Consider the following 7898-nt stretch of genomic DNA (forward strand, 5'->3'; position numbering starts at 1 on the left):
CCGGCGGCTCCGACTCTATCAGATCCTTTCGGACCCGATTCCCGGTCTCCCGGGGCCAAGTCGGCTTGTCTTCCCGGCTGTTGGGCCGTTCCGACGAGTGAGACATTAGCGGAATCCTGGCCCCCGACGCCAATCGGGGGCGCGTCCTCGAACGCGGATTCCTCATTTCGCAAAAGCGCACGAAAAATGAGACGACGAGGTGTCGTTCATAAGAAGTGGTTGGTGCGGAATGGCTGTCCGGGGACCGACCGGGGTCGGCGCTCACGTCGGACAACTCGGAGAACATTACGTACCGGGGATGGCCGTGTCAACCCTCGGCCAGGCCCCGCCCGAGGGCCACGGGCCTCTGCCGGGACAGCTGCCCCGCGCGGCGCTGACCTCGGGCTTTGGCCGGGTGGGGCGCGCGGGGCCCGGGCGTCAGCCGGTGCCGGAGGCCAGCTCGCGGCTGCGGTCGCGGGCCGCTTCCAGGGCGGCGATCAGCGCGGCCCGTACCCCGTGGTTCTCCAGTTCGCGGATCGCGCTGATCGTCGTGCCCGCCGGGGACATGACGGCCTCTCGGAGCTTCACGGGATGCTCGCCGCTGTCGCGGAGCATCACGGCCGCTCCGATCGCGGACTGCACGATCAGGTCGTACGCCTGGGCGCGGGGCAGGCCGAGGAGGATGCCGGCGTCCGTCATCGCCTCGACCAGGTAGTAGAAGTACGCCGGGCCCGAGCCGGACAGGGCGGTCGCCGCGTCCTGCTGGGACTCCGGTACGCGCAGGGTTTTGCCGACGCCGCCGAAGATCTCCTCCGTATGGGCGAGGTGGTCCTGGGTCGCGTGGCTGCCGGCGCTGATCACGGACATGCCCTCGTCCACCAGGACCGGGGTGTTCGGCATGACGCGGACGACCGGGGTGCCGGAGGCGAGGCGGGCCTCGATGAACGAGCTGGGGATGCCCGCCGCCGCGCTGACCACCAGACGGTCGCTCGCCAAATGGGGGGCGAGTTCGTCCAGGAGGCTGCCCATGTCCTGGGGCTTCACGGCGAGGATCAAGGTGTCGGCGCGCTGGGCGGCCTCGGCGTTGGTGACCGCGTCGACGCCGTAGCGGGTGTGGAGTTCCTTGGCGCGTTCCGGGCGGCGGGCGGTCACGAGGAGGTGTGCCGGGTGCCAGCCGGCCCGGATCATTCCGCTGAGCAGAGCCTCGCCGATCTTGCCGGTGCCGAGGACTGCGACGGTCTGGGTCATGCGGTCACCCTCCAGGTGGTGCGGGGTTCGTGACGTCATCCTCGCACCGGGGCGCCGGGGCGGGCGGGGGTGTCCGAAGGGCGGTATGGGTGGCTCCGGTACGGGTGGGTCCTCTTCGGTCGGGCCCTGGGGGCGTTCAGTTCAGGGCCAGGCGCAGATGGACGACGTACCGCTCCTCGACCATGCCGTCCGGGAAGAGCTCGCTCAGCAGGGCCCGCTCCCTGGTCATGAACGCGTTCGTCCGCTCCTCGCCGAGGACCAGGAACGCCGAGTGGCTGCCCAGGTTCGCCAGGTGGGTGGCGAGCGGGACCGTGCGGGAGTGCGGGATGCGGCGTTCCGTGAAGGTCAGGCCGGGGAGGTCGACCCAGGGGTGCTCGCCGCGTTCGGTGGGGCCGCTGCCGTTCCCGGCGGCGACCGCGCGCTGCTCCGCCGAGACGTCGACGCCGAGGTGGTCCCGGATGCGGGCGTCCTGGTCGGCGAGCCACGGCGCGGTGTGGTCGGTGATGTTCCACCACAGGGCGAGCGCGCCGCCGGGGCGCAGCACGCGACGGGCTTCCGGGGCCGCCTTCGCGGGGTCGGTCCAGTGCCAGGCCTGGGCGTAGGTGAGGAAGTCGGCGGACGCGGTGGCCAGAGGGAGGCGGTCGCCGTCGCCGCGCACGAGGGGGATGCCGGGGTGGCTCGCGCGGAACTGGGCGGCCATGCCCCCGCCCGGCTCCACCGCCGTGACCCGCGCGCCCCGGGCGTGCAGCAGGGCGCTCGCGATGCCGGTGCCTGCCCCGATGTCGGCGACCCGGGCGCCCTTCAAAGGACGCCCAGCCAGTTCCTCCAGGGTGTCCAGGAGGAGCTGGGGGTAGGAGGGGCGGTTCGCGGCGTACTGGGCCGCCGCGGCGTTGAAGGAGTGGGCTCGGGTGGGCGGCGCGGGAGTCGTCATGGGGCCGAGTCTGCCGCGCGGGGTGCGGGCGGCGGGCATATTTACGCCACGCGCGTCCTGTTCGCGCGCCTGCTCCCGCGACGGCTCCCTCTCCCGCTCCCGCTGCTTTCGCCCCGCGCCCGCCTGCTGCTTTCGCCCCGCTCCCGCGTGCTTCCGCGTTCGCGTGCCTTCGCTCCCGCGTGCCTTCGCTTCCGCGTTACTCCCGCTTCCGCGTTACTTCCGCTTCGGCTTCTTGCGGGTGGACGGGTTACCCGTCCGGGTGGCGCGGCGGCGCTCGTACTGGGCGCGGGAGGTCTCGTACTCCGCGCGGCGCAGGCCCTCGCCCGGGGCCTCGGTGAAGGTGCGGAAGAAGTAGGCGAGCAGGGAGCCGATGAAGCCGATCGCCTTGAGACCCTGGAGGGAGCGGTCCGCGTCCGGGTCGGCGGGGCGGGCGGAGAAGCCCTCCCACGTCTTGCGGAAGGCCAGCGCGCTACAGATCGCGAACATCACCACGACCAGGACGTTCACGAACGTGCCGGTGTCGGCGAGTTGCAGCCCCTCGTAGGCGAAGCGCAGGACGAAGCACGCCGCCACCGCCGCCGCGAGCGAGCCGGCCGCCGTGCCGATCCGGCGCAGTCCGTATCCGCCGTCGTGGTCGACCCAGGTCGTGCCGTAGAAACGGATGAGCTCGGGCCGGGGACCCGCCGTCCCCGCCCCGGCGTCCCCGCCCCGCTTGCCGGCGTCGGCGCTCTCGCCCGTGTGCTCGCTCATGCAGCCGATTATCCCTGGGCGCTCCGGGGCCGGGCGCATCCCGCGCCCCGGACAGGATCCACCAGACACCCCCTAGCCGCAGCGCTGCGCCACGTAGCCGTCACTGCCCGTCTTCACATATGCGTCCGAGACGTAGCGGCCGTTGCCGATGTTGTCCCAGATGTTCGAGGTGCCGTACGGGCCCGAGACGCGCGTACCCGGGGTCTGGCAGTTCACCGGGACCGAGGCGCCGAGGTCCAGGGTGTCGACGATCGTGTAGTCCGTGCCGGGGCCGCTGCGTACATTCAGTTCGACGCCCGGGGCCACCGGGTAGCGGCGCGCCCCCAGCGACGCCGAGGCAGTGTTTTCGGCCGATTCCGCGGTCATGGTTGTCTCCCCCATTGGCTTCACTCTGTGTGCAACACGCAGGCTAGCAAGCCCCATCGGGACCGCACCCGTCATCGACTAGGCTCCGTCGACGCGTGCGTACAACGGACACACGGGGGTCGGCCATGGCGTCGCCGCGCAGTATCGGGTTCGGGGCGCCCGGTGCCGATGATCCGGAATCCGTCGGGGCGTACCGGCTGGAATCCGTCCTCGGCTCCGGGGGCATGGGGGTGGTGCATCTGGCCACGTCTCCCTCCGGCATGCGGCTCGCCGTCAAGGTCGTGCACGCCCAGCACGCCGCCGATCCGGAATTCCGGGCGCGGTTCCGCCAGGAGGTGTCGGCGGCCCGGCGGGTCAGCGGCGCCTTCACCGCGTCCGTCGTGGACGCCGATCCCGACGCCGAGCGGCCCTGGATGGCCACCGTGCACATTCCGGGGCTCACGCTCGCCCAACGAGTCAAGGACAGCGGCCCGTTGCCGGCCACCGAGGTACGCCGGCTCGGTGCCGGGCTCGCCGAGGCGCTGCGCGACATCCACCGGGCCGGGGTCGTGCACCGCGACCTGAAGCCCAGCAATGTGCTGCTCGCGGCCGACGGGCCCAAGGTCATCGACTTCGGGATCTCGCGTCCGTACGACAGTGATCTGCGGACCGAGACCGGCAAGCTGATCGGCACTCCGCCGTTCATGGCGCCCGAGCAGTTCCAGCGGCCCCGGGACGTCGGACCCGCCGCCGACGTGTTCGCGATGGGCGCGGTGCTCGTGCACGCCGCGACCGGCCGGGGGCCCTTCGACTCCGAGTCGCATTACATCGTCGCCTATCAAGTGGTGCACAACGAGCCGGACTTGGCCGGGGTGCCCGAGGATCTGGTGTCCGTCCTTCGCGGCTGTCTCGCCAAGGAACCCGGCGACCGGCCCACCCCGGACGAGCTGATGTCGGCGCTGCGGTCGGCGGCGTACGGCTCCGAGGCGTCCATCCCCACCCAGGTGTTCCGCAATCCCGTTCCGTCGGAAGGCGGGGGCGGAGGCGGGGGTGAGGGCGGGGGCGGGGGCGGAACCGGCGTCGAGGGGGCCGGCGCGTTTGAGGTGTCCGCCGCCCCCGGCTCGTCCGGACGCGTCCGGCCCAGGGGGATCCTGCCCGGCGCCCTGGCCGGCGGCGTCCCCTTTTCCGGCCGCTTCCCCGGCCGGTTCCCCCGCCGCGCACGCTGGGCCGCCGCGTCGATCGCGCTCGTCGGTGTGCTCGGCGCGGGCGCGGCCGCCGTCCGCGCGATGCCCGACGGCACGGGGACGCGGGCCGCGCCCGAACAGCACGACGCGGCCCGGTTCCGTCCCTGGCAGACCCGGCTGGAGCCGGGCGGCGCCGGCGACGGCGAGGACCGTACGGCGTTCTGCTCGGGCGGCGAGGGCGGCGAGGGCGGCGGCGCGCTGTACTGCTCCGCGCCCGGGGTCGCGCTGGCCCGGCTCGACGCCGTCAGCGGGAAGACGGTGTGGTCGGTGCCGGGGGCGGGGGGCCGGTCCCTTTCGGACGAGTACGCCCCTGCGGTTGCGGGCGGCGTCGTGCTGGCGCGGGCCCCGCGTCAGCCGTTGCGCGCGTACGACGCGGCGACCGGCAAGCAGGTGTGGTCCTTCGACGTGTCGGCGTACTCGGGGGTGCGTCCCGCGGGCGCGGTCGTGCTGCTCACCACGGCGGACGGGCACATCACCGCGCTCAACTCCCTGACGGGCAAGGAGAAATGGCGCGCCCCGGTGGGCGGCGCGCGGTCCCAGTGGGTGGTGTCCGGGGACGGCGCCGCCGCCTATGCCGTGACGCCTTCCGCCGACGGCGCCTCGACCTCGGTGACCGCTGTCGATCCCGCGACCGGTGCCGTGCGCGGGCAGGCCCGGGCGCAAGGACGGCTGCGGCCCGTCTCGGCGAGCGGCGGTGCGGTGTTCCTGCTGGCGACCGACGCCGGCGGCTTCACCACGGCCGTCGTACGCCTCGACGCCGCCACGCACTCCGTCCGGCGCACCGCGCTGACGACCCCGCTCGACCAGGCGCAGGCAGGCGTCGACCAGGACACCGTCTATCTCTTCGGGGCGGGCGGGACACTGGTGGCGGTCGACTCGGTGCGCGGCGGCGAGTCGTGGCGGCTCGACACGGGACTGGCGCGCACGTCGCGGCCGGTCGCCTCGGGGGGCCGGGTGTATCTGACGGGTGCGGACGGGCGGCTGCTCGTCTTCGACGCACGCAAGGGCGCGCTGGCCGGGCAGACCAACCCCCGGATGAACATGGGCCGTTACACCTTCACCCCGGCGCTCGCCGCGCCGCTCGCGGCCGGGGGCCGGGTGTACGCCACCTCTCCCGACGGGTCGGTCTTCGCGGTCGATCCAGGGGATGTGGGGAGTTGGTGACGCCCCGACAGAGATGACGCCCCGTCAGGAGCGATCATGACGGGGCGTCATGTGAAGGTGCGTGGCCGGCGGCGGCGTCAGCCCAGCCTGGACACGTCGCGGACCGCGCCGCGGTCGGCGCTGGTGGCCATCGCGGCGTAGGCGCGCAGCGCGGCGGACACCTTGCGCTCGCGGTTCTTCGGGGCGTACACCCCGTTCAGCGCCTCGCGGCGGCTCGCCAACTCGGCCTCGGACACCAGGAGTTCGATCGTACGGTTGGGGATGTCGATCCGGACGCGGTCGCCGTCCTCGACGAGCGCGATGGTGCCGCCGGACGCGGCCTCGGGCGAGGCGTGGCCGATGGACAGGCCCGAGGTGCCGCCGGAGAAGCGGCCGTCGGTGACCAGGGCGCAGGTCTTGCCGAGACCCCGGCCCTTGAGGAACGACGTCGGGTACAGCATCTCCTGCATGCCGGGGCCGCCCTTGGGACCCTCGTAACGGATCACCACGACATCGCCGTGCGTGATCTGCTTCGTGAGGATCTTGTCGACGGCTTCTTCCTGCGACTCGCAGACGACGGCCGGGCCCTCGAAGGTCCAGATCGACTCGTCGACGCCGGCCGTCTTCACGACGCAGCCGTCCTCGGCGAGGTTGCCGCGCAGGACCGCGAGGCCGCCGTCCTTGCTGTACGCGTGCGCCGCGTCGCGGATGCAGCCTTCGGCGGCGTCGGTGTCCAGGGTGTCCCAGCGCTCGGACTGCGAGAAGGCGGTCGCCGAGCGGACGCAGCCGGGGGCCGCGTGCCACAGTTCGACGGCCTCGGGGGACGGGGAGCCTCCGCGCACGTCCCAGGCGTCCAGCCATTCCTTGATGGAGCGGGAGTGGACGGTGTGGACGTCCTCGTTGAGCAGGCCCGCGCGGTACAGCTCGCCGAGGATGGCGGGGATGCCGCCGGCGCGGTGCACGTCCTCCATGTAGTACGTACGGTTCTTGGCGACGTTCGGGGCGACCTTGGCCAGGCAGGGGACGCGGCGGCTGACGGCGTCCATGTCGCTCAGGCCGTAGTCGAGCTCGGCCTCCTGGGCGGCGGCCAGCAGGTGCAGGATCGTGTTGGTGGAGCCGCCCATCGCGATGTCCAGCGCCATGGCGTTCTCGAACGCGGCGCGGGTGGCGATGGAGCGGGGCAGGACGGAGTGGTCGTCCTGCTCGTAGTGGCGCTTGGTGATCTCGACGACCGTGCGGGCGGCGTTCTCGTACAGGGCGCGGCGGGCGGTGTGGGTGGCCAGGACCGAACCGTTGCCGGGGAGGCTCAGGCCGATCGCCTCGGTCAGGCAGTTCATGGAGTTGGCCGTGAACATGCCGGAACAGGAGCCGCAGGTCGGGCAGGCGTTCTCCTCGATGCGGAGGATGTCCGCGTCGGAGATCTTGTCGTTGACCGCGTCCGAGATGGCGTCGACCAGGTCGAGCGTACGGACCGTGCCGTCGACCAGGGTCGCCTTGCCGGACTCCATCGGGCCGCCGGAGACGAAGACGGTGGGGATGTTGAGGCGCAGGGCCGCCATCAGCATGCCCGGGGTGATCTTGTCGCAGTTGGAGATGCAGATCAGGGCGTCGGCGCAGTGGGCTTCGACCATGTACTCCACGCTGTCCGCGATGAGGTCGCGGGAGGGGAGGCTGTAGAGCATGCCGCCGTGGCCCATCGCGATGCCGTCGTCCACGGCGATGGTGTTGAACTCGCGGGGGACGGCGCCGGCCTTGTGGATCGCCTCGGAGACGATCCTTCCCACCGGGGCGAGGTGGGTGTGGCCCGGCACGAACTCGGTGAAGCTGTTCGCCACGGCGATGATCGGCTTGCCGATGTCCTCGCTCGCTACACCGGAGGCTCGCATCAGGGCGCGGGCGCCTGCCATGTTGCGGCCGTGGGTGACTGTGCGGGACCTCAGCTCGGGCATCGTCGCTCGTCTCCTAGGTGTGCGGGTGCTCTGCTGTGAGCCTACGCCGGGCTCCAGGGTCTGGACAGGTTGTCCGGATGGCGGGACGGGGGGTTCGGCATGTGGCCCCTGGCGCGGCGCGGGGGGCTGGGTTGCTGGGGCTCTGCCCCAGACCCCGGTTCTTGGCCCCTCCCCGCCCCTTCCCTAAACCCTCCGGGGGAGAGGGAGGGATCGGGGTTGCCCGTCGCCTGCGGGCCGGCTGGTGGCTGGGCGCGCAGTTCCCCGCGCCCCTTAACCACTCGGCCCGGGGCCGGGTGTCGCTGTGAAGGC

6 protein-coding genes are annotated in these 7898 nt (G+C 72.5%); 1 reads left to right on the forward strand and 5 read right to left on the reverse strand.

The window, feature by feature from the left end:
* Nucleotides 1-417 precede the first annotated feature (417 nt).
* From proC to ACFYM2_RS22730, 4 genes are all read right to left on the reverse strand, one after another.
* A complete protein-coding gene (gene proC, locus ACFYM2_RS22715; RefSeq protein WP_359001716.1) occupies nt 418-1227 on the reverse strand; it encodes a pyrroline-5-carboxylate reductase in 810 nt (269 codons plus the stop codon).
* Between the two features lie 136 nt (nt 1228-1363).
* Nucleotides 1364-2158 carry a class I SAM-dependent methyltransferase gene (locus ACFYM2_RS22720; protein ID WP_359001713.1) on the reverse strand — a complete coding sequence of 265 codons (795 nt, stop codon included), beginning with the start codon at nt 2156-2158 and terminating at the stop codon, nt 1364-1366.
* 213 nt (nt 2159-2371) lie between these two features.
* On the reverse strand, nt 2372-2908 hold the full coding sequence (locus tag ACFYM2_RS22725) for a hypothetical protein (RefSeq protein ID WP_388838625.1): 537 nt from the start codon (nt 2906-2908) through the stop codon (nt 2372-2374).
* Between the two features lie 72 nt (nt 2909-2980).
* Nucleotides 2981-3274, reverse strand: coding sequence for a peptidase (locus tag ACFYM2_RS22730; protein ID WP_350231959.1), 294 nt, complete (start codon nt 3272-3274; stop codon nt 2981-2983).
* A 125-nt stretch (nt 3275-3399) separates the two neighbouring features.
* Between ACFYM2_RS22730 and ACFYM2_RS22735 the strand changes: the two genes are divergently transcribed.
* On the forward strand, nt 3400-5661 hold the full coding sequence (locus tag ACFYM2_RS22735) for a PQQ-binding-like beta-propeller repeat protein (RefSeq protein ID WP_388838628.1): 2262 nt from the start codon (nt 3400-3402) through the stop codon (nt 5659-5661).
* A 77-nt stretch (nt 5662-5738) separates the two neighbouring features.
* Here ACFYM2_RS22735 and ilvD read toward each other — a convergent pair whose 3' ends face one another.
* Nucleotides 5739-7589, reverse strand: coding sequence for a dihydroxy-acid dehydratase (ilvD, locus tag ACFYM2_RS22740; RefSeq protein WP_359001704.1), 1851 nt, complete (start codon nt 7587-7589; stop codon nt 5739-5741).
* Nucleotides 7590-7898 lie beyond the last annotated feature (309 nt).

Source organism: Streptomyces sp. NPDC006711, assembly GCF_042869775.1.
In the GTDB taxonomy this organism is placed as follows: Bacteria; Actinomycetota; Actinomycetes; order Streptomycetales; family Streptomycetaceae; genus Streptomyces.